23 protein-coding genes and 1 pseudogene are annotated in these 23902 nt (G+C 68.0%); 13 read left to right on the forward strand and 11 right to left on the reverse strand.

The annotated features are described in order from the left end of the window. The first annotated feature begins 63 nt into the window (after positions 1-63). From P0D77_RS13375 to P0D77_RS13415, 9 genes and pseudogenes are all read left to right on the forward strand, one after another. Positions 64-1206 (forward strand): DUF373 family protein, encoded by a 1143-nt coding sequence (locus P0D77_RS13375; RefSeq protein WP_277553596.1) that lies wholly within the window; start codon positions 64-66, stop codon positions 1204-1206. A 110-nt stretch (positions 1207-1316) separates the two neighbouring features. After that, complete coding sequence (locus tag P0D77_RS13380; protein ID WP_277553597.1) at positions 1317-2693, forward strand: geranylgeranyl reductase family protein; 1377 nt, start codon at positions 1317-1319, stop codon at positions 2691-2693. A gap of 151 nt (positions 2694-2844) precedes the next feature. Beyond that, entirely contained in the window at positions 2845-3126 is a 282-nt protein-coding gene (locus P0D77_RS13385; RefSeq protein WP_277553598.1) for a 50S ribosomal protein L44e, read from the forward strand. A gap of 2 nt (positions 3127-3128) precedes the next feature. Next, complete coding sequence (locus P0D77_RS13390; RefSeq protein WP_277553599.1) at positions 3129-3302, forward strand: 30S ribosomal protein S27e; 174 nt, start codon at positions 3129-3131, stop codon at positions 3300-3302. A 129-nt stretch (positions 3303-3431) separates the two neighbouring features. Next, positions 3432-4232, forward strand: a complete 801-nt coding sequence (locus tag P0D77_RS13395) for a translation initiation factor IF-2 subunit alpha (protein ID WP_277553600.1) — start codon at positions 3432-3434, stop codon at positions 4230-4232. 5 nt (positions 4233-4237) lie between these two features. Next, a pseudogene (locus tag P0D77_RS13400) lies at positions 4238-4417 on the forward strand (RNA-protein complex protein Nop10); the annotation flags it as partial. A gap of 144 nt (positions 4418-4561) precedes the next feature. Continuing rightward, positions 4562-5329 carry a proteasome assembly chaperone family protein gene (locus tag P0D77_RS13405; RefSeq protein WP_277553602.1) on the forward strand — a complete coding sequence of 256 codons (768 nt, stop codon included), beginning with the start codon at positions 4562-4564 and terminating at the stop codon, positions 5327-5329. Positions 5330-5440: 111 nt separating this feature from the next. Continuing rightward, positions 5441-6271, forward strand: a complete 831-nt coding sequence (locus tag P0D77_RS13410) for an aldo/keto reductase (RefSeq protein ID WP_349770063.1) — start codon at positions 5441-5443, stop codon at positions 6269-6271. An 88-nt stretch (positions 6272-6359) separates the two neighbouring features. Beyond that, positions 6360-7118, forward strand: coding sequence for a hypothetical protein (locus P0D77_RS13415; RefSeq protein ID WP_277553603.1), 759 nt, complete (start codon positions 6360-6362; stop codon positions 7116-7118). 65 nt (positions 7119-7183) lie between these two features. Here the strand turns inward: P0D77_RS13415 and P0D77_RS13420 are convergent, their stop codons facing one another. The 6 genes from P0D77_RS13420 to P0D77_RS13445 all read right to left on the reverse strand — a co-directional run bounded on the left by P0D77_RS13420 (position 7184) and on the right by P0D77_RS13445 (position 14788). After that, positions 7184-8371, reverse strand: a complete 1188-nt coding sequence (locus P0D77_RS13420) for a DUF373 family protein (RefSeq protein ID WP_277553604.1) — start codon at positions 8369-8371, stop codon at positions 7184-7186. Between the two features lie 90 nt (positions 8372-8461). Further along, positions 8462-9478, reverse strand: coding sequence for a signal peptide peptidase SppA (sppA, locus tag P0D77_RS13425; protein WP_277553606.1), 1017 nt, complete (start codon positions 9476-9478; stop codon positions 8462-8464). 200 nt (positions 9479-9678) lie between these two features. Beyond that, on the reverse strand, positions 9679-10602 hold the full coding sequence (locus tag P0D77_RS13430) for a coiled-coil protein (RefSeq protein ID WP_277553607.1): 924 nt from the start codon (positions 10600-10602) through the stop codon (positions 9679-9681). A gap of 288 nt (positions 10603-10890) precedes the next feature. Continuing rightward, positions 10891-11682, reverse strand: a complete 792-nt coding sequence (locus tag P0D77_RS13435) for a metallophosphoesterase (protein WP_277553608.1) — start codon at positions 11680-11682, stop codon at positions 10891-10893. Then, entirely contained in the window at positions 11682-13526 is a 1845-nt protein-coding gene (locus P0D77_RS13440; RefSeq protein ID WP_277553609.1) for an RPA family protein, read from the reverse strand. The genes P0D77_RS13435 and P0D77_RS13440 overlap by 1 nt, the downstream gene beginning before the upstream one ends. Then, on the reverse strand, positions 13523-14788 hold the full coding sequence (locus tag P0D77_RS13445) for a Single-stranded DNA binding protein (protein ID WP_277553610.1): 1266 nt from the start codon (positions 14786-14788) through the stop codon (positions 13523-13525). The genes P0D77_RS13440 and P0D77_RS13445 overlap by 4 nt, the downstream gene beginning before the upstream one ends. 170 nt (positions 14789-14958) lie before the next feature. Between P0D77_RS13445 and P0D77_RS13450 the strand changes: the two genes are divergently transcribed. Next, positions 14959-15651: a DsbA family protein gene (locus tag P0D77_RS13450; protein WP_277553611.1), complete on the forward strand. Its 693-nt coding sequence runs from the start codon at positions 14959-14961 to the stop codon at positions 15649-15651. A 16-nt stretch (positions 15652-15667) separates the two neighbouring features. Continuing rightward, positions 15668-16342 carry a hypothetical protein gene (locus P0D77_RS13455; RefSeq protein WP_277553612.1) on the forward strand — a complete coding sequence of 225 codons (675 nt, stop codon included), beginning with the start codon at positions 15668-15670 and terminating at the stop codon, positions 16340-16342. Positions 16343-16380: 38 nt separating this feature from the next. Here the strand turns inward: P0D77_RS13455 and P0D77_RS13460 are convergent, their stop codons facing one another. After that, positions 16381-16689 carry a DUF8036 family membrane protein gene (locus tag P0D77_RS13460; RefSeq protein ID WP_277553613.1) on the reverse strand — a complete coding sequence of 103 codons (309 nt, stop codon included), beginning with the start codon at positions 16687-16689 and terminating at the stop codon, positions 16381-16383. 131 nt (positions 16690-16820) lie between these two features. Beyond that, on the reverse strand, positions 16821-18158 hold the full coding sequence (locus tag P0D77_RS13465) for a ferritin-like domain-containing protein (RefSeq protein WP_277553614.1): 1338 nt from the start codon (positions 18156-18158) through the stop codon (positions 16821-16823). Positions 18159-18393: 235 nt separating this feature from the next. Between P0D77_RS13465 and P0D77_RS13470 the strand changes: the two genes are divergently transcribed. Then, positions 18394-19071, forward strand: a complete 678-nt coding sequence (locus P0D77_RS13470; RefSeq protein WP_277553615.1) for a LiaF transmembrane domain-containing protein — start codon at positions 18394-18396, stop codon at positions 19069-19071. A 15-nt stretch (positions 19072-19086) separates the two neighbouring features. Here the strand turns inward: P0D77_RS13470 and mutS are convergent, their stop codons facing one another. From mutS to P0D77_RS13485, 3 genes are all read right to left on the reverse strand, one after another. Further along, entirely contained in the window at positions 19087-21780 is a 2694-nt protein-coding gene (gene mutS / locus P0D77_RS13475; RefSeq protein WP_277553616.1) for a DNA mismatch repair protein MutS, read from the reverse strand. 251 nt (positions 21781-22031) lie between these two features. After that, positions 22032-22394 carry a hypothetical protein gene (locus tag P0D77_RS13480; protein WP_277553617.1) on the reverse strand — a complete coding sequence of 121 codons (363 nt, stop codon included), beginning with the start codon at positions 22392-22394 and terminating at the stop codon, positions 22032-22034. A gap of 45 nt (positions 22395-22439) precedes the next feature. Beyond that, positions 22440-22988, reverse strand: a complete 549-nt coding sequence (locus P0D77_RS13485; RefSeq protein ID WP_277553618.1) for a zinc ribbon domain-containing protein — start codon at positions 22986-22988, stop codon at positions 22440-22442. A gap of 136 nt (positions 22989-23124) precedes the next feature. On the opposite strand from P0D77_RS13485, the gene P0D77_RS13490 reads away from it, so the two are divergent. Further along, positions 23125-23811 (forward strand): DsbA family oxidoreductase, encoded by a 687-nt coding sequence (locus P0D77_RS13490; protein WP_277553619.1) that lies wholly within the window; start codon positions 23125-23127, stop codon positions 23809-23811. Positions 23812-23902 lie beyond the last annotated feature (91 nt).

The raw sequence follows: 23902 nt of genomic DNA on the forward strand, positions 1-23902 counted from the left end.
AGGTCGGCCGGGTGCTCTGTCCCGAAGGCAGATATACCCGGAGAGTCAATCCGTCGCACGCGAATGATCCTCGTCCTCCCGGTCGACCTCGACGACGACCTCGGCCGCAAGACCGGCGTCCGCACGCCGGTCATCGGTCGCGACGCTGTCGAGGACGCCGCCGTGAAACTCGCCACCGCCGACCCGGAGGACTCCGACGTGAACGTACTGTTCCAAGCCATCAACGCCTACGAGGACCTCCGCGCCGACGACACCGTCGACGAGGAGGTGGAGGTCGCCGCAGTCACCGGCGTCAACGAGGGCGACGTGAAGGCGAACCGCGCGGTCGGCGAAGAGGTCGACACCGTCCTCGCGGCGCTGTCGACCGGCGAGGAGGTGCGCGCCATCGTCATCACCGACGGCGCACAGGACGAGTCGGTGTTGCCGGTCATCCGCTCTCGGGTCCCACTCGACGGCGTTCGTCGGGTCGTCGTTCGGCAGGCACAGGACTTGGAGTCCATCTACTACACGATGAAACAGGTGTTGTCGGACCCCGAGACCCGCGGCACCATCCTGATCCCGTTGGGCGTCCTCCTCCTCGTGTATCCGTTCTCCGTCATCGCGGGGATGATGAATCTCCCCGGTGCGGTCGTCATCGGGACTATCTCCACGCTGTTGGGCCTGTACTCGCTGTTCCGCGGCCTCGGACTGGAGGAGACGGTCGACGGCGTCGCCGCACGCGTCAGGAGCAGTCTGTACGCTGGTCGCGCGACGGTCATCACGTACGTCGTCGCGTTCACCCTGTTGATCGTCGGCGGCGTACAGGGGGTCGAGACGCTGGACGCCACCCGAAGCGCCGCCGGCGCGGGGTCGATCACGCTGTCGCAGTCGGCCGCGGTGTTCGTCCACGCGGCGGTGCAGTGGGTCGCCGCCGCCGGCATCACCTCCTCGCTCGGCCAGGTGACCGACGAGTACCTCGCCGAGCGATTCCGCTGGCGCTACCTGAACGCGCCGTTCTACGTCGTTGCCATCGCGGTCGTGTTGTACGGCCTGTCGGGATACTTCCTCCCGCGGGTTCCGGCGGCCGCGTTGGCTCCGCTGTCGCTGACGGAACTGGCGGCGCTGTTGACCGCCGGGACGCTGCTGGGCGTCCTCTCGACGCTGACGTTCGCCGTCGCGGAGTCGCGCTTCTCCGGCGGGAACGACGGTGAGGCGGGCGTCGTGTGAGTCGTGTCGCCCTGCGGTAAGGCAGTCACAGACTACCCGATGCCCTAACGTGTTCGCCCCGCCCGGACGGATACACGCCTTTTTTGAGGACCGATTCGGAAGTGGTGGCTATGTCTGCGGCATCGAACTCGTACGATATCGTCGTCGTCGGTGCGGGGACGGCGGGCGCGTTCGCGGCGGCGACGGCCGCCAGCGAAGGCCTCGACGCCGTCATCCTCGAGCGAAAGCCCGAGGAGGAGGCGGGCCACATCGCCTGCGGCGACGCGATCAAAGGGAAGTCTACCTTCCCGGACGTCATCGACCTCGACTACCTCCGGGAGGAGTCGTTCACGAACCAGAACATCCGCCGCGCCATCTTCGAGAACCCGAAGACTGGCGAGGAACTCGACGTGCCCTTCGGACAGGCCGGCGCGGTGTTGGACCGCAAGCGCTACGGCGAGGTTCTGCTGGAGGAGACGGAGCGCTCGGGCGCAGCCATTCACTATGACACCGTCGTCCAAGACGTCGTGCAAGACGACGACGGCCGCGTCACCGGTGTTCGCGCCAAGCGGAAGGGCGACGTCGTCACCTACGAAGCGGAACTCACCGTCGACGCGGCGGGCGCACTCTCTATCCTGCAGGACAAAGCCGACCTGCGTGACGCCTCCTTCGACACGAACGTGTCGTACTCGCAGTTCTGTTCGGCGTACCGCGAGGTCGTCGAGGTGCCCGAACCCGTCGACTACGACGACGCCATCGTGTTCAAGCCGACCGAGGAACTCGGCTACCTCTGGTACTTCCCGCGCACCGACACCGAGATCAACGCGGGCCTCGGCTTCCAGATGACCGAACCACCGATGAAACTCGTCGAAGTCCTCAAGCGGGACATGCAGCAGCGTCCCGAGTTCGACGGCGCGACCGTCAAGGACAAACTCGGTGCGGCCCTCCCGACGCGCCGCCCGTACGACTCGGCGGTCGCAGACGGCTTCGTCGCCGTCGGCGACGCGGCAGGCCACGTCAACCCCACTACCGGCGGCGGCATCCCCGGTGCGGCGAAGTCCGCTCACTGGGCGATCAAACGCGCCATCGACGCGGTCGTCGAGGGCGACGTGACCGAAGAGCGCCTGTGGGCGTACAACAACGACGTGATGACCGACTTCGGCAAGCGCTTCGCCGCGATGGACGTGTACAACATCTGGGGGACCGCACACGAAGTCGACGATTTGACCGACATCATCACGGCCCTGCCCGGTCAGCAGTTGGTCAACGCGATGACGAAAGGTGAGACGTCGATGAGTCTCCGCTTGAAGCTGAAGACGCTGGTCGACACCTACGGCCACTGGGACACCCTCATCGAACTGTACAAGGTGCGCCGCATCGCCAACGACCTGAAAGACCACTACGAGACGTACCCCTCGCGTCCAGGTGGGTTCGAGACGTGGCTCGAGACGCGTGACTCGATAATGGACGACCTGTACGCCGTCTCTGGCGCGGACCCGAAGTACTGACTCGTCGATTGCGGCTTCGTCCGCGGCCGCTTTGTGACGATTCCCCGGACTCTGCATCGCCGGACGCGAACGGGGCACACGATCCGACAACTCCGTACCGTATGGGTTTTAAGCGCCGACCCTGAATCCAGTGGTAAGAGGAGATTCCGCTATGGAGATGCCACGCCGGATGAACACGTACTGTCCGCACTGCAACGCTCACCACGAACACGAGGTCGAGAAGGTCCGCCGCGGCCGCGAGACCGGGATGAAATGGACCGACCGCCAGCAGGCCCGCGGCACGTCCGTCATCGGGAACTCGGGTAAGTTCTCGAAGGTGCCCGGTGGCGACAAGCCGACGAAGAAGACCCACCTCAAGTACCGCTGTGGCGACTGCGGCAAGGCCCACATGCGAGAGGGATGGCGCGCCGGTCGGCTCACCTTCCAGGAGTAAGTATGGCAGGGAGCTTCTTCCGCGTCAAGTGCTCGGACTGTGAGAACGAACAGGTCGTCTTCTCGAAGGCGTCCACCGAGGTCAACTGCGCCGTCTGCGGGACGACGCTCGCCCGCCCGACGGGCGGCGACGCCGAGTTCACCGGCGACGTGGTCGAGACCGTCGAAGCGCGATAACGGACCGCTCCGTTTCTCCGCGTTTTCCCCATCGAGCAGCGACGGCGCTCTTCTGGGCCCGACGACGCTGCCCGATCCAGCGCCCACCGATTGACAAACGGTATTAGCCTCGGTCCGCAATCCACGCGTATGAAATTCACCGGCTGGCCCGAGAAGGGCGAACTCGTCGTGGGCGAAGTCGACGAGATAGCGGACTTCGGCGTCTTCGTGGACTTAGACGAGTACGAGGACAAGCGCGGACTGACGCACGTCTCGGAGGTCGCCTCCGGGTGGATCAAGAACATCCGCGACCACGTCAACGTCGGCGACCGCGTCGTCGCGAAGGTCCTCGACGTCGACGAGTCGAGCCAGCAGATCGACCTGTCGATCAAAGACGTCAACGACCACCAGCGCTCGGACAAGATTCAGGAGTGGAAAAACGAGCGGAAGGCGGACAACTGGATGGGCATCGCGTTCGGCGAGGACGTCGACGACGAGACGTACACCGAAGTCGCTCAAGCCCTGTACGCCGAGTTCGGCTCGATGTACGACGGCTTCGAGGAGGCGGCCATCCACGGCGCGGAGGGCCTGGAGGACACCGACCTCACCGACGACCAGATCGAAGCCATCGTCGAGGCCGCCCGCGAGAACGTCTCCGTCCCGTACGTGAACGTCACCGGCTACGTCGACCTGCAGTCGGCCGGCCACGACGGCGTCGACGACGTACGTGCGGCGCTCGAGGCCGCCGAAGGCAACGGCGACGTGCCCGACGAGATCGAACTCGACGTGTCGTACGTCGGCGCGCCCGAGTACCGCATCCGCGTGCGCGCGCCCGACTACAAGACCGCCGAGAGCCAACTGGAGGCGTCGGCCGACCGCGCTCGCGAGGCCATCGAGGCCGCCGGCGGCACCGGGTCGTTCCACCGCGAGCGCGAGACCGACGACGAGTAACCCGCGTGAAATCCGACATCCGCGTGTGCGGCGACTGGGAGGCGGCCCACGAGCGACCCATCTACACGCTGGGTGACGCCTGCCCGGAGTGCGGGGCAGCGGCGGTCAACTCCGCGCCCGCGCCGTTCAACCCCGAAGACCCGTACGGCGAGTACCGCCGTCGGGCGCGGATGCGGAGTCGAGATGGCGACGCCGCTGCCGACGACGCTGCTGGCGACGACACGACGGCTGAGTAGCGACCAGCGCGCGTTCTCTGGTCACCGCTCGCCCAGCCGTAGGCATCACCGAAGCCGACGCGACTTTACCTCCCCCCGCACACCCTCACAGGTATGGACGATATCGACATCGAGGTCGTGGCCGACCCCGACCTCACAGACCCCGTCTTCATTGAGGGCCTCCCCGGCGTCGGCCACGTCGGGAAACTCGTCGCCGAACACCTCGTCGAGGAGTTCGACGGCGACCTAGTCAGGCGCGTGTACACCACCGACTTCCCGCCGCAGGTGACCGTCGACGAAGACGGCGTCGCCGAACTCACCCACGCGGAGTTCCACCACGTCGACGCCGACGGCCAGGACTTGCTCGTGCTCACCGGCGACCACCAGGCCGCCAGCAACGAGGGGCACTACACGCTCACGACCGCATTCCTCGACATCGCCGAGGAGTTCGGCTGTGAGCGTGCGTACGCGCTCGGTGGCGTCCCCACGGGCGAACTGATCGAAGACGACGAGTACGACGTCCTCGGCGCGATGTCCGACGGCGCAGACCGCGAAGCGCTCGAAGGCGCGGGCGTCGAGTTCCGCGAGAACGAACCCGCCGGCGGCATCGTCGGCGTCTCCGGCCTCGTCCTCGGTCTCGGTGCGCGCCGCGGCCTGCCCGCGGCGTGTCTGATGGGCGAGACCTCCGGCTACCTCGTCGACCCCAAGAGCGCACAGGCCGTCCTCGTGGTCTTACAGAACCTGCTCGACATCGAAGTGGACTTCTCGGACCTGGAAGACCGCGCCGAGGAGATGGAGGAAGTCGTCGGGAAGATACAGGAGATGCAAGGCGGCGGTGGCGGCGGGATGCCCAGCGAGGACGAACTCCGCTACATCGGGTAGTCGAGTCCCGCCTCGACGCCGACCCGTCCCCAGGCGGCCGCGGCCCCGCGGTCCCGGCAGCCCCGTCGGATGCCACAACGCCTTTTCGCGGGACGCCCCTCCACTCGCACGATGTCACACCAGCAGTCGCCGGAGTCCGTCCCGGCAGCCAACGGAATGCCGATGCTCGGCCTCGGCACGTGGGAGAACACCGACCCGGAAGCGTGCCGCAACGCGGTCGCCACGGCACTCGAGATGGGGTATCGCCACGTCGACACCGCACAGATCTACGGCAACGAGGCAGAGGTCGGCGACGGCATCGCCCGCGCCGACGTCGACCGTGAGGACATCTTCCTCGCGACGAAGGTGTGGATCGACAACCTCGCGCCCGAAGACGTTCGCGCGACGACCGAGGAGAGTCTCGACCGACTCGGTGTCGACTCGGTCGACCTCATGTACGTCCACTGGCCGGCCCGCGAGTACGACGCCGAGGAGACGCTGGCGGCGTTCAACGAGTTGTACGAGGACGGCCTGATCGACCGGATCGGTATCTCGAACTTCGAACCCGAGCAGGTCGCCGAGGCCGTCGAGGTCAGCGACGCGCCCATCTTCGCGAATCAGGTGGAGATCCATCCCCTCCTCCAACAGGACGAACTGCGCGAGGCGTGCGCCGACCACGACGTGGAACTGGTCGCGTACTCTCCGCTCGCGCGCGGACAGGTGTTCGACGTGCCGGAACTGACCGAGATTGCGGAGAAACACGACGCCAGCGAGGCGCAGGTGAGTCTCGCGTGGCTTCGTGAGAAGGGCATCACGACGATTCCGAAGGCGACGAGCGAGGCGCACATCCGCGACAACTGGGAGTCGCTCGGACTCACGCTCGACGACGAGGATATCGAGGCTATTGACGCGATTGACCGCGAGGACCGCCGCGTCGACCCCGGCTTCGCGCCCTGGAACTGAGCGGGCCCGCCCGTCACTCACACCAATCGGTCGACATTCGAGCAGTCGAGCGAAACCTTCAATTTCGGGCCACCGGATCCCACGGTCGATGGAGCGACGTTCCACGGGGCTCGCGGACGCCGTCCGGATCGACATCGCTCGGCTCCACGCCACGTGGATGGAGTTGGCGTTTCCGAGACAACTCGACCCGGGCCGGGTCGTCGGGAAGTGGAAACCCGAGACTACCCTCCAGAAGACGACGTACTACCTGTGGGCGCTGATCGGTGCGCCGCTCGTCGCGGTCGGCTACCCACTGTTACTGTGCGGGTTCGCCGCCCGAATGTACGCAAGCAGCGTCGACTCCGCGGTCGCCCGGTTGGGCGTGATCGGTGTCGTCCTCGTCTCGACGCTCGCGTGGGGGCTGTTGACCGTCGCGGCCGCGCTCCGCGACTTCTCGTATACGGGGTTGATAGCCGTCGGCGCGGCCGGCGGCGTCGCCACGCTCGCGGCCGCGGTCGCCGTGGGTGCCTCGCGCGCCGGCGGTCGGGGAACGAGCGTGCTGATCGCGTATCCCGCCGCAGTCACAGCGTTTCTGTTGCCGCCGGTCGTCGCGGCGCTGTACTCGCCGATGCTCGCGGACGTGGTCTTTCCCAACACGACGTCGCTCGCGGTGTGGCTGTTGGACGGCCCACTCGCGGTCGGCGGACTCAACGAGATCATTCGCGCGCGCTTCGACCTGCAGGGAACCGCCTACGTGATTATGTGGATCGGCATCTCCGTGCCGCTCGGGTGGCTGTTCGGTATTCTCGTCGCGCTGGCGGACGTGGTGCGACCGAAGCGGGAGACGCCGTCTGGGGCGCGATTCTGAGCGTCACCTGGAACACTCCCGACACACAGTTCTCCTGATCGGGCAACCGCAGACGGCGCCGTGCGTCAGCCGTGCCGTTCCTCGGCGCTGGCGCCGCCGTCGGTCGTCGTCTCGGATCCAGCCGTTCCGGATCCCGCGTTCGCCGTTTCTTGCTCGTCGATGACGTCGTCGAGCGTCTCGTCAGAGACGCTAGCGGCGACGCGGACGCCGACCAACGCGAGTGCAATGCCGCCGACGATGAAGACGGCGAGTCGCTCCGTCGGCGAGAAGGCGTAGCCGAACACCGTCAGGGAGTCCCACCCGGCCTCGCGTTCGAGGAAGTAGCCCGCGAACCCACGGAGCAACAGGCCGACCGCGAGGACGCCGAACGGGAGGTTCAGATACGGCGTCCGCACGCCCTCGTCGCGGATGAGTTCGTCGAGCAGTCGGCCGAACGAGGCCGTCAGCGCCGCCAGCGCCAGCCACGGCACCGCGGCGTACGAGAAGCGCATCGCCGCGACGAACTCTGCACCGTCGACGGGTGACGCCGAGAGGACACCGAGGAACGCGCCGACGACGGACAGCCCCAGCGCCGCGACGTACGTCACGACCGACACCTGCCCGGAGTACAGCGCCTCGCGAGCACGCTCGGGCATCGACTCGACGAACTCGTCGACCCCGAGACCGTAGTACAACAGCGCCGCCCCCAGGAGGCTGGCGACGCCAGCCAGGGCGATAGCTGTCGAGAAGTACACCAGCAACACCGGGAGGATGAGCAAGCCGATGCCGATGGGGACGAGCACCGTCTCGCGGAGTTCCTCGTCTGCGAGGAACTGCTTGAGCAGGTAGTAGGTGGATTCGAGGTCGCGCGCCTGCCGGACGACGACGCGGTCGACGGCGTCGACCGGGAGGCGAGATTCGATCATTGGGACGGCACGCTCGTCGGCCGCCGAGTCGATGACGACGATGGCGGAGTCGAACTGCCGTGTCTCTAGCACGTCGTCGAGTTGGCGCGCGAGCGAGCGGTCGGCACGAACCGCCGAGTCGCCGACGCCCGAGACGACGGCGACGACGGTCTCTTCACCCTCGTCGGAGAGGTCACGGGCGACGCGCAACGACTCCAGTAACGAGTTGACGCCGGCGTCCTCCGGGTCTGCGAGGCCGAGATCGGTCACGAGCGAGCGAACCGCCTCCCACCCAACTACGGGGGTGTCGACGCCAGCCTTCCGGCCGACGTCGTTCGAGCGGTCCACACAGAGGACCAGCGTCGTCACGTTCGGCCGGAGGACCCCCCGCGTGAAAAAGGCCACCATGCCGCAGGGAGCGTTCGTTCGCCTCGACCGACCGAGCGACCGGAACGGCGACTACCGCCGAAAGCGCACGTCGATGCCTTCGGGCGCGCCGTCGCCGCCGAAGGCACTCGCGACGCCCGAACCGAACGCGTACGCCGTCGCCGCCGCCCCGGTGCGCAGTCTCGTCATCAATCCTCGCTGGGGAGTGAACTCCTCGACGACCGCCTCGGTGCCGGTCAGTTCCTCGACCCGGTCGAGGACCGCCTCGCGGTCGCCGAGGCCGTCGACGAGGCCGCGGTCGTACGCCTCGGTGCCGAGGAAGACGCGGGCTTCGGTCTCTCTGACGGCCACCTCGTCCATCTCGCGGCCTTCGGCCACCTGTGCGACGAACTGGTCGTAGTAGTCGTCGACGATACCCTGCAGGTACGCGCGTTCGTCAGGCGTCACCTCCTTCAGCGGGAGGCCGGCGTCTTTGTACTCGCCGGCGGTGAACTGCTCGTAGGAGACGCCGAGACGGTCGGCGAGTTCGTGGACGTTCGGGCGCGACCCAATAACGCCGATAGAGCCGACGACGCTCCCCTCGCGGGCCCACAGTTCGTCACAGCCGACGGCGATGGCGTAGCCGCCGCTGGCACAGGTGTCGGTGGCGTAGCCGACGGTCGGCCCGTCGAACCGCTCGGCCGCGAGACGGATGTCCTCGCTGGGAACGATCTGGCCGCCCGGCGTGTTGAGTTTCACGAGCAACGCCTCGGCGTTGGGGTCCTCGTCGGCGCGTTCGATCTGGTCGACCACCTGGTCTGCTCCGGGCGTCGTCGGCGACGTGGGGAGGCCGCCGCTCCCGCCGTCGCGGGTGATCGGTCCCTCGACGGCAACCTCTGCGACGGTGTAGTCAGCGAAGCGCGACCGGAGGAGGTTGCCCGCGAGTTTCAGCGCGAGGGCGACGACACCGAGCGTCAACAGGACGCCGAGGAGTTCCGCGAGGTCGCCGGGGAACGCGACGAACACGAAGTAGCCGACCACGGCCGCGACCGCCGCCGCGACGAGGAGGCTGCCAACTGTGAGGACGGTTTCGCCTGTCGAATCTGTCATACGCGGCTTTGGGACGGCCGCGGAATAAGCGTCGGGTGCCGACGGGACGCGCGTAGGGTCGGAGTAAATGGATCACTGGGACGTGCCACTAACTGGGACGTCGGGGCGTCGGACGGAGTTGGGACTACTGGGTGTGAGAAAACGGAGTAGTTCGCGGCCGAAATCCGGTCAGACGACCGGAGAGAGTACTGCTGCGGCGTTTAGAGAAGCCCCGTCTTCTGGAGCTTCATCAGGTCTTCGGTGTCGAGGGTTTCGCCTTCCTTGAACTTCTGGTAGATCTCTTCGGCTTCCTCGCGCTCCTCCTCCATCTTGGCCTCGCGCTCCTCTTTCTTCTCTTCCTCTTCTTCCTTGTCCAGTTCGCGCAGGCGCTTCTGGACGCGGACGAAGTCTTCGTGGTGCTGGTCGGCGAGCTCCTGGGCCTCCACGAACAGTTCGTGCATCGCGTCGGCCTCGTCACGGATCTCGTCGGCCTCGCGGTAGGCCTCGATCATCTCGTTGTGGTGCTCCTGAGCCTCGTCGGCGAGTTCCGTCACCTTCTGGTGGTGAGTGGACGCCTCCGAGCGGACTTCCTCGGCCTCCTCGATGAGCTCTTCGAGCTCACCGCTCTGGTCGACCTTGCCCTTCTTCTCAGCGAGCTTCTCGCGCTTGCTCTCGATCTTCTCGATGAGCTCACGCTCTTCCTCGGTGCCGAGCACCTCGGTCTGCTGTTTGAACTCGAGGTCCTCAATCTCCTCTTTGAGTTCCTCGATTGACTTACCCGAGCCGAGTTCGAGGTCCTGTTTCATCTGCTCGACTTCGTCGAACAGTTCGTTGGCCTCGGCGTTCAGCTCGTTGCGCGACTCCTTGTGCTCCTGGACCTGCTCGTTGAGCTCGTCCCGCTTCTCGCGGTGCTGTTGCGCCTCGTCGACCTTCTCGCGTGTCTTCGCGTTCAGGTCGTCGCGCTTGGATGCGCGCTCGGACGCCATCTGGTTGAGCTCGTTACGTCGGTCACGGAGCTGTCCTGCCTTCTTGATCAGCTGCCCCTTCGAGTCTTCCTCCAGTTCCTCCTCGGAGAGGGAGACGTTTCGGGATTCATCTAGCTGGTCAAGACCGTATTCTTCGAGAACTTCCTCTTTCGTTACCATTGTTCGTTACCTCGACACCATACTGCTTCGGACGGAGCGGACGCTCCTCGGTGGCGTGCGTCCGTGTGTGGATGAGAACACCGTGTCATTCAGCGATCGATGCCACCACGCCCGAAGGCGTTCTGGTACTTGCACATATACGGTTTCCGTATATAACTCCTTCGCTGTTTAGACGCGAAAACGCGTGGTACGGGGCCTCATACCCTTGGAAACGTGTGATCCGATCTCACACACCGGGCGAGGTTGCGACTTCGGAGGTTCGAGTCGCGACATCCCCGACCGCACGAGTCACACGCGACGGTAGTCCCCGAGACGCGTCCCGTCGAGGAGGTACGCCTCCGCCGACGCGAACCCGTCGGGGAGAAACGGCGCGAGGAAGCCCTGTCCGTCGACGTTCACCCACGTCCCGCCCGAGCGGTCGTTGAACGCCGGGAACACGATCAGTTCGGGGTCGCGCCAGTCGACGCCCGCGAGGTCGACCGCGTCCGCGAACGCCGCGCGGTCGAGCGCCCCTCTGAGCCACGCCTTCTCCGCGCGGCCGCCGCCGACGGCGTCCTCCAGTCGGACCGCCGGGTGTTCGTGACCCATACAGATCACGTCCGCGCCGAGCACCTCGGGCGCGGGCCAGGTGTGCCCGTGGACGATTCCCACGTCGCCGACGCGTGCGCCGCCGGGTGGCGTCACAGTTAGCCGGTCGCCGAACTCGTCGGCGAGGCCGGGGTCGTGGTTGCCGACTGCGAGCGTCACCGGGACGCCGACGGCCGACAAGAGCGCGTCAAGTTCAGCCGTCTCGGCGTCGCCCGCGCCGCCGATCCGGTGGCCTAAGTCGCCGAGGACGACGAGACGGTCGGCGTCGGTTCGAACGAGCAGATCGAGGACGCGGTCACGTCGTTCGTCGCCCGCGCTGTCGAGTTCGACGCCGCGTTCGTACCGCAGTCCCGCTTCGATACCCGCGTGGTAGTCGGCGAGCAACAGCGCGGTCTCCCCACCCAGGTCGGCAGTCGCGGCCGGTTCGTCGGGGATCGGTTCGACGAGTGGCCGCGCGTGTCGGTCGCCGCGTCTGCCACCGCCGGCGGGCATCAGATGGCCTTGAGCGTCCCGTCGGTCGGCTCGAAGCACATCCCACTCATCAACGCGCCGTCGATGGCCTCCTCCACGTCGTCCTCTGCGGCACCGTAGCGGTCGACCGCCGCCGCGACGACCGCGTCGTGGTCGGCACCGTCGCCGTCGTCGAGTTCGGCCATCAGGTCGACGACCGCGTCCTCGAGGTCGACGTCGGCGGCGTCGGCCGTCTCCTCGGCCGCGTCGTCCGCCGGCGTCGTGTCGGTCGCCGGTTCGGTGGCGGCGGCCGCCGGTTCGGGTTCGGTGTCGGGGTCGTCGCTTACGTCGCGGTCTTCCTCGGGTGCGACCTCCTCGGGGTCGGGCGTCTCGATGCCCGCCTCACCGGGGTCGGGAACTTCGCTCCCGGTGGCGAACTCCACGCCGTGTTCCTCCTCGACCTCGCGGCGCTCCTCGTCGGAGAGGGCGTCCTCGAAGTCTTCGGGGTCTGCGTCCGGGTCGACCGCGGGCGCGTCGTCTGCGTCGTCACTCGACTCCGTGTCCTCGAAGTCGCCGAGGCCGTCGTCGGTGTCCTCGAAGTCACCCAGTCCGCCGAGGTCGTCGCCGTCGGACTCGACCGGCTCTGGTTCTGCTCCCGCGCTGGGGTCGACCTCCGCGGCCGCGGCGTCGTCGGTGTCAGAGCCGACGGCTTCAGCCGGTTCGCTCGCCGTGTCTGCGGCAGTCGTCGCGTCGGATTCGGTGGGCGTCTCGGTGAGCGAGTCGGTGGACGCCGCGGCGTCGGTCGCTTCGGACGCGGCAGTCGACGTGGACTCCGCGCTCGTGGCGGAGTCGCTCGTCTCGGCCGCCGTGTCGTCGGTCCCGGTCGCAGTCGCGGATTCGACCGGCTCAGGCTCTGCCCCCGCGCCGGGGTCGGCCTCTGCGACGTCCGCCGTCGAGGGTTCGTCGCCGACTGCCTCCGCGGGTTCGGCAGCGGATTCAGTCTCCGTCGCGGCGTCGGAGTCCGCCGTCATCGAGTCGGTCGAGGCGGCGGCGTCGGTGTCGGCCGCCGCGGGTTCCGCGTCGGCCTGCGCTGTCGTGTCGACCGCGTCCACCGCGTCGACAGAGACGCTCGCACCTGCGACGTCGTACGGTACGTCCGGGAGCGGGCCCAGCGCCGCTTCGCCGCGGTCGCCGGGGTCGGCGGTCAGGTCGCGCACCTGGTCGCGCTCGTCAGCGACGACCTCTAGCGCGTCGACGGCGAGTGTCCGCACCGCTTCCAGATACCGTGTTCCGGTGTCGTAGTGATCGATAGCGAGCGGGATTCCCGACGCCAGCGCCGTCGGCACGCCCGCGTTCTCCAGTCGTTCGCGAAGTGCATCGCCACGCTCCTCCGCCTCCAGCGCCGCCGCGAACACCGCGATGCGCCGGAGCGTCGCCTCCGCTGCGGAGACGGTCCAGCGGTCGCGCGTGTCGGCGTCGACGGTGGCGAAACTCTCCGGGCGGACCGACGTGTACACCAAGTCGGAATCTTCCGGTTGGAAGGTACGCGCCTTCCCGGTGAGCGCGACGAACGCGGGCGGCGACGTGCGGTCGAGGAACGCCATCTCGTCGGGCTGGTACTGCCCGGCGTAGGTGACGAACGCGCCTGTCGGGTCGACGACGCGTCCGCGGAGCGTCTGCTCGTTGACCGTCTCCACTTCGGTCAGCACGCCGACGGTGAACAGGCGGTTGACGCGCAGGCCGGTCGGCGTCACGACGTAGTTGGGGGCGCGCTCCTCGTCGCTCTCGGAGTAGTCGAAGTCGGCGTCGTCGAACTCCGCGGCGAAGATGCGGTGGGCCACCTCGCGGGTGCCCGGCCCGCCGTCGCCGCCGTCGCTGGAACTCACGCGCCCACCTCCGTGAGCACGGCACGCGCACGCGCTGCGGGGTCGTCCGCCGACAGGTCGAACTCGCTGGCGTCGAGGTTCGCACCGTACTCGTCGACCGAGAGGTGTCCGCGCACGCGGAACTCCCGTCCGACCAGTTGCTCGGCGATGTCGTCGGCGACCACCTCACGACTCATCGCGTCGCGGGCGGCCTCCAGCGCATCGTCCAGCGTGCCGCCGTACACCTCCTCGGTGAGGTCCCGGTCAAGGATGGCCGTCACCGTTGCGGTGCCGTCGTCGAGGATGGCCTTCACCCGCAGGTCGTCTTCGGGGTCGACCTGCCCGTGACTGCGGCACTGCCCGTTCTGCACGAGGCGGCCACAGTCGGGACATCGCTCGATGAGCCCCGACCCGTCGCGCACCTCGATGACGTTGCCGAGCACCTCCACGTCGTACATCCCGCCGGAGGAGACGGCCTCGTCGATGGTGACGCGGGGTGCGTCGTCGCTCACCTCGACGCTCGCGGGCGACACCTCGGTGAACTCCGTGAGGTTGACCGACGGGACGCCGCGGAACTCCCGAACGTACACGTCTTCCATTCGGAGTTCCGCGCCCTCCGTCACCTCGGGGCGGGCCTGCCAGTCGGTAAAGGGGAGGCGTCCGGACTCGTCACCGAGGACGCCCGAGTGGATGGTCGTCTCGCCGTCGCGCCCGTCGATGGTGCGCTGTTCGAGTTCGAGCACCTTCGCCTCGACTGTGCGCCCGCGGTCGCCCGCCTCTAACTCGACGAGGTCGCGGTCGCCGCCTACCTCGTAGGGCACGTCGAGCGCCTCGGATTCGAGTGCCACCGACGACGACTCGCCGATGTTGAGTTCGGGTTCGCCCTCCCACTCACGGACGCCCGCGTTGCCGATAGTGACGGTGTCGCCGGGTTCGAAGCCGAAGTCTTGCCACGCGGTGTAGGAGACCACACCCGTCTCGTCGGCGAGTTCGCCCTCGCGGATGACGGTGTCGTCGCCCTGGTAGCGGATGGAGCGCTTGCCGACCGTCAGCACGCGCGCGGTGACGGTGACGTTGCCCGAGTCGGCCGTGATGTCGCCGATGTCGACGGTCGTCGGGGAGGCGTCACCGCCGCCCCCGCCGCCGTACTTCCGACGGACTGACTGTTTGGCCTCGTCGATGGGGACGCTGTACTCCAGCAGGTTCTCCAAGTCGCGTTTGACCTCCTCTTTGTCTTCGCCGAGAGCGGAGGCGAGCTCCTCGGCGTGTGCGTCGATGTCCATGTGTTCCGGTGAATGATACCTCCCGACCCCTGTTAAACTCACCGTGCGTGAGTGGTTTGGCGAGTGGCTCGCTGGGTCAACGAACGCGAGCGAACCGACGCCGAACGCGGTCGTGCGCGAATGACGCCCACGCGGAGAGGGTTCCTTGGTTGTGGTGTCGTGTATGTCGTATGGACCTCACTCGACGGTCGACGCTCGCCGGACTCGGTGTCGTCGGCCTCGGCACGCTCGCGGGCTGTCTCGGCGGGGCAGGCGGCACCGGGAGCGGCGACTCCGGCGGCGATTCGGGTGGCGGCGGCACGCCTATCGACGCCCACCCGGCGGCGGCCGGACTCGCCGACCAACCGACGCTCGGGGCGGCCGACGCGGGCGCGACTATCGTCGCCTTCGAAGACCCGTCTTGCCCCACCTGCCGCAACTTCGAGCAGAACGCCGGGGCGCGACTGAAATCCGGCCCGGTCGCGGACGGCGACCTCCGCTTCGTCTCTCGGGTGTACCCGATCATCTACCCGTGGGGCAAGCCCGCGGTCCAGGCGCTCGAGGCTACGTACGCCCGCGACGCCGACGCCTACTGGGACCTGTTCGACCACTACTTCGAGTCGCAGGGCCAGTTCGACACCGACAACGTCCTCGACCGAACGGAGTCGTACCTGGCTGCGAACACCGACCTCGACGCCGCGGGCGTCGTCGCCGACGCAGAGGCGAAGGCGTACGACGACGCGGTGCAGGCGGACCTCGACGCGGGCGAGGCCGCGGGTGCGAGTCGGACGCCGACGTTGTACCTGTACCGCGACGGCGCGTACGTCACGGTCGCCTCGGGCAACGTGAGCTACGAGACTATCACCTCCGCGCTCCAACTGTGACCCGAGTGATCGACAGATGAGCAACACGAACCGACTCACACGCGTCCGGCGGCGGTACGGCCTGCCGCGGCTCCCCTCCTCGCGCGGCGACCTCCGCCTCGTCGCGCGGACGGTCAGACTCGTCCTCGGCGTGCCCGCCTACGCAGTCGGCGCGGTCGTCGTCGCGGTGGTGGCGCTGTCGGGGTTCGTCCTCTCGCAGAACGTCACGCTCGTTCGCGACTTAGTGATCGGTGGGTCGCTCCCGCTTGATGCGCGGGCGACCATCCTCGTCGAGCAGTACCCGTTCGTCGGCACCTCTTTCGAACCGCTCGCGGGGTTCATGCTCGTCCTGATCGCCGTCCTCACCGGCGCGAACGTCGCCGTCGCCGCGTACCATCTTCGCGAGAACGGCATTCTCGGCGGCGGCGACAGAGACCAAGCCAGCGCGAGCAACGCCGCGGGCGGCGCGGGCGGTGCGGGGAGCGTCCTCGGCGTGTTCCTCGGCGCACTCGGCGCTGGGTGTGCCGCCTGCGGGTCGGCCGTCCTCGTCGGTGTCCTCTCGCTGGTCGGTGGCTCGGGACTCGTCCTCCTGCTCCCGTTCGAGGGGCTGGAGTTCACCTTGATCGCGTTGGTTCCGCTGGGCCTGTCGCTGTTCTGGCTGGCCGACGGGATGCGTGGCGCGGAGATTCGTGGCTGTCCGGTCGACATCTGAAAACGGGGCGGCTGTGGCGTCCGCTCGCGTGATCGAGGTCAGTCGTAGGTGATCCGCACTAACGCGAGCAATGCGACCGTCTCCAGTACGTGCAGCGTCACCATCGCGCGCCACGCGACCGGCGGCACGGCCGAGGAGAACCACGCCGACAGCGTCGGGTCGACGACGTAGTAGTACAGCGCGACAGCGTTCTCCCCGAACAGCAACAGCGCGAACGTGCTCAGTCCGAACGCGTGTGAGGAGCGCATCTGGAGGGCGTTTCGACCCCACACCACGAGCAGCGCCGCCAGGAGAACGAGATTCGCGCCCGCGGCGATGCGGGCGATCTCCCCCCACGGCAGCGACACGGGCTACCTCCCTCCCGGCGGAGCGGTGTGGGTCGGGTGTGTCAGCGGGAGCGCGAGTGTCGACGGCAGTGCGACCGCGTCCCGTCGGGCGGGGAGGGGCGGGTCGAGCAGACGGCGAGTCGACACGAATACTACTCGACGATGAACTGGCTGGCTATCTCCTGCACCTCGCTCATCGTCCGAGGCTCGTCGACGGCCATCGGGAATGGCGACTCGACGTTCAACTCGTTGAGTAACGCAGCGTGGCGCGCCTCGACGCCGTGGATGCCGACCGCCGCGCCGAAGACGGCGTCGTTGGTGACGGTACCCGCCTGCCCCGCGTACGCGGAGACGCCGGTGTTCTCCAGCGCCCGCGCGACGCCGAGGAACTCAGAGGGGTTCGTGTAGCCGAAGTCGTACTCGGCCTCCTCGACTGGCGTGCCGCCCAACTGTTCCACCGTGTCCGAGATGGCGCTGACGTGGGCCGCCTCGTGTTCTCCCGCGAGTCGCAGGTGGTCGGGGACGTTCATCCGCAGTTCCTCGCCGTAGTCGGAGAGGACGCTCGCGTCCATCAGTTCGTCGTCGGAGTACGTCTCCAGTCCCTCGCGGTAGAAGGCGTTCTCCAAGTGTTCCAGCGTCAGCGCGTAGTTCAGCACGTCCACGTCGCTCACGTCGTTGTCGGCCTTCCGGTCGGCCATCGGTTCGTCTTCCCCGTCGAGCGGCGCGGGCGAGGACACCTCGCTGGTGATGAACTGTCCGGCGATTTCGAGAATCTCGTCGACCGACTTCGCCTCCTCGACGGCGTTGGGGTACGGCACCTCGCCGTTGATCAGGTTGAGGAACGAGGCGTGGCGTGCCTCGACGCTCTGGATGCCGGCGGCCGCGCCAAGCACCGCGTTCTGTTTGATCGCGGCGGCCGCACCGGTGTAGGCGGCGACGCCGGTGTTCTCCAGCGCCCCGGCGGTCGCGAGGAACTCCGAGGGAGTGGAGTAGCCGAAGTCGTACTCCGCCTCCTCGACGGGCGTGCCGCCGAGGTCCTCGATGGTCGCGGCGATGGCGTCGACGTGAGCCGCCTCGTGGTCGCCGACGACCGCGAGGTACTCCGGCACTTGCATCCGCAGCGTCTCGCTGAACGACGACAGCGAGTCTGCCATCATCAGTTCGTCGTCGGAGTACATCTCCAGCCCTTCGCGGTAGAAGGCGTTCTCCAGGTGCTCCAGCGTCAGTGCGTAGTTCAGCACGTCGACGTCCGGATTCGGCGGCGCCATCTCCGTCTCCTCTGTCTCCGTCTCGGTATCCATCGGCGCCTCCGTCTCCATCGGCGTGTCCATCTCGTCTTCCGGGGTCGGCGTCGATCCGCCACCGGAGTTGCCGGCACAGCCAGCGAGGCCGAGTGCGCCGGCGGCCGCGAGCGCCCCGGAGAACTTCCGGCGAGAGAGTCGGTTGGCGAGCGAGTCGGTCGCGTTCGAGCCGCGTCGTGGGTCCGTCATTGCTACACCTCGACCGACCACCTATCAGCATAAGTACCATTTCCGAACTCCGACGTGAGTGGGGCCTGCCTCCGGGCGAACTCTCTCCAAAATTCGTCCAAACAGTCACCACGAGGCGTCGGGCCGGCCCAGTGTGGGGGCGGTGCGATCACTCGTCACGGCGTGCTTTATGATCTCAGCGAGCGTCTACTAGGTGAGTATCCCCGTCCACCGGCGGGTCGCTCGGAGCCTTCACATGTCACAATCCACTCCCAAGACGACGGCCGAACCCAGCGTCGAGTCCACTTCCCGAACCTCCCGAACGAGTCGCGTCCTCGGCGGCATCGTCGTCGTCCTCGGCCTCGTCCTCCTCGCCGACACCACCGGCCTCGTCGCCGTCGACGGGTTCGAGTTGTTCCTCGCGGGCGCACTCGTCGTCTACGGCGCGTACCGCCTCGTCAGCGAGCGTGCCCGCCACCTGTTCTGGCCGGGCGCGTTCGTGCTCGTGGGGAGCGGGTGGCTCCTCGTCGAACTCGGCGTCGTGACCGCCGGGCAGGCGACCGGCTTCTGGCCGCTCCTGCTCGTGCTGTTCGGCGCGTCGCTCCTCCGCGGTCGCGGTCGCCGCTCGGCGTTCGGCTCTGACGCCATCGTCGTCGCCACCGGTGTCGGTGGCGGCGCGAACGGCGTCACCGCCGTCTTCGACGACGCCCGTCTCGACCTCCGCGGCCTCGAGTTACCCGACCGTGCGACGGTCGAACCCGTCGCCATCTTCGGTGACGCTGAGGTGGTCGTCCCCGACGACCGCGTCGTCCTCATCCGGTCGACGTCGGTGTTCGGGACCGTCCGCGACATGCGGCGCTCGCACCCCACGGGTGAACCCGACCTCGTCATCGACGGGACGGCCATCTTCGGCGACGTGCGGATCACCGACTGACCGCGCCGGAACCGATTACTCCGAGTTCTGTAACTGCGTTTGCCACTCCTGTACCTTCGCCATCAACTCGACCGGCGGCGTCTCGTTGACGTCCGTCCCGCGCAGTGCTTCGAGGACCGTCTCGGTGGCTGGGTCGAGCGCCTGTTCTGGCTCGGCGCTCACGGTTGCCGCCCCGTTGCCGTCGTGTGTGGCCGAGTCGGCACGTTCCGTGTCGTCGCCGGCCGTGAACTGCCCTGCCGAGAGGTCGAAGACGGCCTGTCTCGTCTCGCCGTCCTCGCCCATACTATCCGACCCACGCGCCTCGATGGCTTTCTCCTCGCGCAGTCGGTCGAGCACTTCGTCGGCACGCGAGACGACCGGTCCGGGGACGCCCGCGAGGTCGGCGACGTGGACGCCGTAACTCCGGTCGGTCGGCCCCTCGCGCACCCGGCGGAGGAACGTCACGTCGCCGTCGCGCTCTTCTGCTGCGACGTGGACGTTCGCCACTCGTGGGAGGTGGTCCGCGAGCGCCGTCAGTTCGTGGTAGTGAGTGGCGAACAGCGTCTTCGCGCGAACTTCGTTGTGGAGATACTCGGTGGCCGCCCACGCGATGGAGATGCCGTCGTAGGTGGCCGTCCCGCGACCCACCTCGTCGAGGATGACGAGTGACTCCTCGGTCGCCGAGTGGAGGATGTTGGACAACTCCTGCATCTCGACCATAAACGTCGAGCGACCCTGCGCGAGTTCGTCGAGTGCGCCGACGCGGGTGTAGACGCCGTCGACGATGGGGAGCGTCGCCGACTCGGCGGGCACGAAACTCCCCGTCTGCGCGAGCAGACTGACGAGGGCACACTGCCGCATGTACGTCGACTTCCCGCTCATGTTCGGCCCCGTCACGATGAGGAAGCCACGCTCGCGGTCCATCCGCAGGTCGTTGGGAACGAAGTCGGTCGTCTGCTCGACCACCGGGTGACGGCCTTCCTCGATGATCAACTCGTCGCCGTCAGTGAACTCCGGGCGCGTCCAGTCGTTCGTCGCTGCGTGGTGTGCGAGGCCCGCGAGGACGTCCACCTCCGCGAGCGCCCGTCCCACGTCCTGCAGGAGTTCGGCGTCCTCGGCCACGCGGTCGCGAACGTCCTCGAACAGCCGACGTTCCAGATCTTCGCGGCGCTCTTCGAGACGGAGGATCGCTCGCTCGCGCTCTTCGAGTTCGTCGGTGACGAACCGCTTGGAGTTCTTCAGCGTCTTGATCTCGCGGTAGTGCTCGGGGACCTGGTCGGCCACCGACTTCCCGACTTGGATGTAGTAGCCGTCGGTCTTGTTGCGATCGACGGTGACGTGCGAGAGCCCGTACTCACGCTTCTCGCGGTCGGCGAGCGTGTCCAGCCACTCGACGGCCTCCTCGTACTCCGTCACCAGTTCGTCGAGGTCGTCGTCGTAGCCGCGGGCGATGACACCCCCGTCGGCGACGGTGCCTGGCGGGTCGTCCGCCAGCGCCGCCGACAGGTCGTCGTGGAGGTCACGGGCGGCCGCCTGGTCCGGCCGTGCGAGGACGTCCGGCAGCGGCGACTCGGCAAGCGGCGTCCCCTCGATGGCGGCGGCGAGTTCCGGCAACCGCTCCAGCGCGGTTCGTACCGCGACCAGGTCGCGCGGGTCCGCAGAGCCACTCGTCGCGCGCGCGGCGAGGCGTTCGAGGTCCGCCGTCCCGTCGAGCGTGTCCAGCAGGCGGTCGCGCGCGAGGGCAGCGCTCGCCAGCGCTTCGACCGACGCGCCCCGTCGCTCCAACTCCGCGCGGTCACGGTGCGGGCGGGTGAGCCACTCGCGCAAGAGACGCGTCCCCGCGGCCGTCTCGGTGTGGTCGACGGTGTCCAGCAGGGTGCCCGTGCGCTCGCCCTGCATCGTCTCGACGAGTTCGAGGTTGCGCTGGGTCGTCGCGTCCAGCGCCACCCGACCGTCGGGGTCGAGGCCGCCGAGCCGCGTCATCGACGCGAGCACGCCCGCACCCGTCTCGTCGACGTAGTGGAGCACCGCGCCCGCGGCGGCGACCGCGGGGTCGGCGTCGAGGCCGACCGCCGCGAGTGCCTGCTTCCCGAAGTGGTCGCCGAGGCGGTGGCGGGCGCGACCCGGCGCGAACGCCGACGACTCGTGGAGGGTGAGGCGAGCCTCGGTCGACTCTCGGAGGTTCGCGAGGCGGGCGTCGTCGTCGCGCACGCCCGGCCCAGGGAGGAGTTCGACCGGCGCGAAGCGGTGCAGTTCCGCACGGACCGCGTCGGCGTCGGCGACGCTGGCGGCGTGGAACCGCCCCGTCGTCACCTCCGCGAACGCGACGCCCCACGGGTCGCTCGCGCTGGCGTCGTACTCGACGGCCGCGAGGTAGCGCGCGGCCGCGCCGTCGGGGTCGACGACGGTGCCCGGCGAGACCACTCGCTCTATCTGTCGGGCGTGACCGTCGTCAGTCTCGTACTGCTCTGCGACGGCGACGCGGTAACCACGCTCGACGAGCGCTTTCAGGTACGGCGTCAGTTCAGAGAGTGGGACGCCGGCCATCGGATACGAAGAGCCGTGACTCGACTTCTGTGACACCTTGAGGTCGAGTTCGTCTGCGACCAGTTCGGCGTCGTCGGCGAAAAACTCGTAGAAGTCGCCGCACTGCATCGCGAGCACGTCCGCGTCCGTCGACTCCTTCAGCGAGAGGAACTCGCCCACGATGCCGCCGACGTCGTTCGACATACTCGCTCGTCGGTCGGTGGCCGGGTAAAACGTGACGGGTCTGCGTCGTCAGGCGTCTGTGGGGACTCCCGCGGGCACTCCCGAGCGCGGCCGCTCACGGTGATACGTAGCCGCCGCCGCCCTGGGACAGAAGGCCCCTACCCAATGCCCACGAGGTCGACGGCGACGCAAGATACTGGATAGGTGTGACCGCTTCACCGTTTCGCCTTCTTGCGCAGAGACGGCGTATAGCGGTCAACTCGTTGCCACTATCACGTCAACGGGATACCGAGCGCGGAGAACCCCCCGTAGCCGAGCCACGATAGCAGTTCCAGCACCAGCGACGCGGTGAGCCACCCGGTCAGTGCGATGCCGGCGGCGGTGAACCACCCGCCGCGGTAGCGAGCCTTGATGACGCCGAGGTACACGAGGTACGTGAGCGCCGTTCCAACGAGCGGGAGCCAGCCGAACAGCACAGAGGCGACGACCCACGCGAGCGCACCGAACAGCGCCGTCCACACGGCGTGGTCGTACCCGCGGACGTCCGAGAGGAAGCGTGCACCCACGTAGATACCGAACCCGCCGACGAGTGCGCTCACGACGAACACGACGACGGAGTCGACGACCGCGACCATACCCCCGTTCGGCCGCGCCGCACAGAAAACATATCGGCTCGCCAGTTACTGGTCGGTGCTGCCGCCGTCGCCGTTGGGGCCGGCACGGTCCAACTTCGTCGTACACCACGGACAGAAGTCGAGGTCCGGGTCGAGTTCCTTCCCGCAGGCGGGACACGACGGCGCGTCGGCCTCGTCGCTGAGTTGGTCTGGAGCGACGTCGCCGACGACGCCTCGCTCGGCGTCGTCGCTCGCGCGGTCGGTCGCGCGGTCGGTCGCACCCGCCTCGGCAGTCATCGTCGCCGCGCGGGTAGCCCGCGCGTCACGCTGGGTCTCGCGTGCGAGCAGGTAGGCGTCGACGGCGCTGGCGACGACGACGAACACCGGCGGTAACGCGTCGACGGGGTTCGCGATGGTGCCGCCGGTGTTGATGGCTTCGACGACCTCCGGCGGGACGAGCAACACGATAGCCGCGAACGTGGCTGCGAACCACCCGAATCCGCGGAGCCAGCGCCGCAGGTACGCGTGGCCCAGTCCCGTGACCACCAGCGCGAGCAGCGCGGCCAGCCACGGGCGCTTCGGACCCGATGGGCGGAGGACGCGGGGGAGATTCATACCCGGAAATCGGTGTCGCACCCCTGAAAAACCCGCCGGTGACGACGCGGCGTCGCGCGGCCCCACGCCGCGCGGTCGTGCGCTCGGATCGACCGCGAGCGACGGAGACTAAGCGGCGGCGGTCCACGGAGGGGACGTGAGCACTGACGACGACGCCGACACCGCCGCCGACACCGACGCGAACAGCGAGGAGACGGTCACCGTGTACTCGGATTTCGTCTGTCCGTTCTGCTATCTTGGGCGGGCATCACTCCGCCAGTACCGCGCCGACCGCGAACAGCGCGACCTTCCGGACGTCGACGCCGAGTGGCAGTTCTTCGACCTCCGCGGGCACAAGCGCGGGCCAGACGGTGAGGTTCAAGACGACGTGGACGACGGCAAAGACGAGGACTACTACGACCAAGTGCGCGAGAACGTCGTTCGCCTGCGCGAGGAGTACGACGCCGAGGCGATGTTGGAGTTCGACGACGTCGCCGACTCCGACTCGTGGGACGCCCAACAGGTCGCGCTGTACGTGAAGGGTGCCTACGACGTCGAGACGTTCCGCGCGTTCTACGACGCCGTCCTCGACGCCTACTGGGAGGAGGGCCGCGACATCGGCGACCGCGAGGTCATCGTCGCCCTCGCCGAGTCCGTCGGCGTCGACGCGGAGGAAGTCCACGACGCCATCGACGACGAGACGCTTGCCGCTGAACTGGAGTCGCAGTTCGAGGAGGCCAAGAAGCGCGGCGTCACCGGCGTCCCGACGTTCGTCTCCGACGGCCACGCGGCCCGCGGTGCGGTGCCGCCCGAACACCTCCAGCGACTCCTCGAAGGCGTCTGAGGCGCGCGAGTCCACAACCCGAGTTGTCCCGAAGGGCCGACGACCGCGTGGCGCGTCGCCCTGAGTGCAAATGTACTTGTGTTCGCTCGCC

Source organism: Halobaculum limi, assembly GCF_029490015.1.
In the GTDB taxonomy this organism is placed as follows: domain Archaea; phylum Halobacteriota; class Halobacteria; order Halobacteriales; family Haloferacaceae; genus Halobaculum; species Halobaculum limi.

What these genes read in the sequence shown, in the direction of transcription:
- P0D77_RS13375 (WP_277553596.1), top strand. Translation starts at nt 64, where the DNA reads ATGATCCTCGTCCTCCCGGTCGACCTCGACGACGACCTCGGCCGCAAG.
- P0D77_RS13430 (WP_277553607.1), bottom strand. Translation starts at nt 10,602, where the DNA reads ATGGTAACGAAAGAGGAAGTTCTCGAAGAATACGGTCTTGACCAGCTA.
- P0D77_RS13455 (WP_277553612.1), top strand. Translation starts at nt 15,668, where the DNA reads ATGAGCAACACGAACCGACTCACACGCGTCCGGCGGCGGTACGGCCTG.
- P0D77_RS13465 (WP_277553614.1), bottom strand. Translation starts at nt 18,158, where the DNA reads ATGACGGACCCACGACGCGGCTCGAACGCGACCGACTCGCTCGCCAAC.
- P0D77_RS13480 (WP_277553617.1), bottom strand. Translation starts at nt 22,394, where the DNA reads ATGGTCGCGGTCGTCGACTCCGTCGTCGTGTTCGTCGTGAGCGCACTC.
- P0D77_RS13450 (WP_277553611.1), top strand. Translation starts at nt 14,959, where the DNA reads ATGGACCTCACTCGACGGTCGACGCTCGCCGGACTCGGTGTCGTCGGC.
- P0D77_RS13395 (WP_277553600.1), top strand. Translation starts at nt 3,432, where the DNA reads ATGAAATTCACCGGCTGGCCCGAGAAGGGCGAACTCGTCGTGGGCGAA.
- P0D77_RS13390 (WP_277553599.1), top strand. Translation starts at nt 3,129, where the DNA reads ATGGCAGGGAGCTTCTTCCGCGTCAAGTGCTCGGACTGTGAGAACGAA.
- P0D77_RS13385 (WP_277553598.1), top strand. Translation starts at nt 2,845, where the DNA reads ATGGAGATGCCACGCCGGATGAACACGTACTGTCCGCACTGCAACGCT.
- P0D77_RS13485 (WP_277553618.1), bottom strand. Translation starts at nt 22,988, where the DNA reads ATGAATCTCCCCCGCGTCCTCCGCCCATCGGGTCCGAAGCGCCCGTGG.
- P0D77_RS13435 (WP_277553608.1), bottom strand. Translation starts at nt 11,682, where the DNA reads ATGCCCGCCGGCGGTGGCAGACGCGGCGACCGACACGCGCGGCCACTC.
- P0D77_RS13445 (WP_277553610.1), bottom strand. Translation starts at nt 14,788, where the DNA reads ATGGACATCGACGCACACGCCGAGGAGCTCGCCTCCGCTCTCGGCGAA.
- P0D77_RS13470 (WP_277553615.1), top strand. Translation starts at nt 18,394, where the DNA reads ATGTCACAATCCACTCCCAAGACGACGGCCGAACCCAGCGTCGAGTCC.
- P0D77_RS13405 (WP_277553602.1), top strand. Translation starts at nt 4,562, where the DNA reads ATGGACGATATCGACATCGAGGTCGTGGCCGACCCCGACCTCACAGAC.
- P0D77_RS13380 (WP_277553597.1), top strand. Translation starts at nt 1,317, where the DNA reads ATGTCTGCGGCATCGAACTCGTACGATATCGTCGTCGTCGGTGCGGGG.
- sppA (WP_277553606.1), bottom strand. Translation starts at nt 9,478, where the DNA reads ATGACAGATTCGACAGGCGAAACCGTCCTCACAGTTGGCAGCCTCCTC.
- P0D77_RS13410 (WP_349770063.1), top strand. Translation starts at nt 5,441, where the DNA reads ATGTCACACCAGCAGTCGCCGGAGTCCGTCCCGGCAGCCAACGGAATG.
- mutS (WP_277553616.1), bottom strand. Translation starts at nt 21,780, where the DNA reads ATGTCGAACGACGTCGGCGGCATCGTGGGCGAGTTCCTCTCGCTGAAG.
- P0D77_RS13415 (WP_277553603.1), top strand. Translation starts at nt 6,360, where the DNA reads ATGGAGCGACGTTCCACGGGGCTCGCGGACGCCGTCCGGATCGACATC.